Source organism: Bacillus sp. EE-W1 (assembly GCF_009760835.1).
In the GTDB taxonomy this organism is placed as follows: Bacteria; Bacillota; Bacilli; order Bacillales; family Bacillaceae_G; genus Bacillus_A; species Bacillus_A wiedmannii.
Map to the genome: position 1 here is coordinate 3,705 of NZ_WIPE01000169.1, position 1,340 is coordinate 5,044.

Annotated in this window: 2 protein-coding genes; both read left to right on the forward strand. The window is 34.9% G+C overall.

The genetic code is table 11. The features are described from left to right. On the forward strand, nucleotides 1-366 hold a 366-nt coding region (gene tnpA, locus GFJ36_RS28880), incomplete at its 5' end, for an IS200/IS605 family transposase (RefSeq protein WP_242016050.1). Nucleotides 367-377: 11 nt separating this feature from the next. Continuing rightward, the coding region (locus GFJ36_RS28885; RefSeq protein ID WP_157349865.1) for an RNA-guided endonuclease TnpB family protein at nucleotides 378-1,340 on the forward strand (963 nt) is incomplete at its 3' end.

Sequence of the window (1,340 nt, forward strand, 5' to 3'; positions counted from 1 at the left end):
CTGTTGTATTATCACCTTGTGTTGGTCGTGAAATACAGAAGAAATGTGTTTGATGATGATATGTCAGACTATGCAAAAGATATGTTTGTTCGACTATCTGAAAGCTATAACATCACATTAGTTGAATGGAATCATGATGTAGACCATGTTCATATTTTGTTCAAGGCACACCCTAATACAGAAATGACAAAATTCATCAATGCTTATAAAAGTGCAAGTTCTCGACTTATTAAAAGAGACTTTCCACAAGTGAAAAAGAAACTTTGGAAAGAGATGTTTTGGTCAAGAAGTTTTTGCTTGCTAACTACTGGTGGTTCGCCAATAGACGTAGTAAAAACATATATTGAAAATCAAAGTGAAAAGTGAGGTGAAATGATATGACAAAGCAGAATAAAGCATATAAATTCCGTTTGTATCCAACAGAAGACCAAGCACATCTTATGCGTAAAACCTTCGGTTGTGTACGTTTCGTGTATAACAGAATGTTAGCTGAACGGAAAGAAGCGTATGAAAAACATAAAGATGATAAGGATCAACTAAGGAAACAAAAGCTTCCCACTCCTGCAAAATACAAAGCAGAATTTGAGTGGTTAAAAGAAGTTGATTCATTAGCTTTGGCAAATGCTCAACTAAACTTGCAAACTGCTTATAAAAATTTCTTTAGTGGTCAAAATGACTTCCCGACATTCAAAAGTAAAAAAGACAGAAAGTCTTATACAACGAATGTAGTGAACGGAAATATTATGTTGCTTAACGGTCATATCAAATTGCCAAAACTGAAAATGGTACGTATTAAACAGCATAGAGAAATACCACAAGACCATATAATCAAGTCATGTACGATTTCTATGACACCTACTGGTAAATACTATGTGTCCATTTTGACTGAATACGAAAAAGAGATCGTACAAAAAGAAGTAGAAACAGTTGTTGGATTAGACTTTGCGATGGATCAATTATACGTCAGTTCTGAGGATGAGAAAGCCAATTATCCTAAGTTCTATCGTGAAATGTTAGACCGATTAGCAAAGGCTCAACGAGTATTATCAAGACGTACAAAAGGTTCAGGGCGTTGGAATAAACAACGTATCCGTGTAGCTAAGCTGCATGAAAAAGTAGCAAACCAACGTAAGAACTTTCTTCATCATAAGTCTAAAGAGTTAGCTACTCATTTTGATGTTGTAGCTATTGAAAATCTAAATATGAAGGGAATATCGCAAGCACTTCATTTCGGAAAAAGTGTCGCTGATAATGCTTGGGGTATGTTCACTTCTTTCTTAGCTTATAAACTAAATGAACAAGGCAAACAGCTTGTGAAAATAGACAAATGGTTTCCTTCC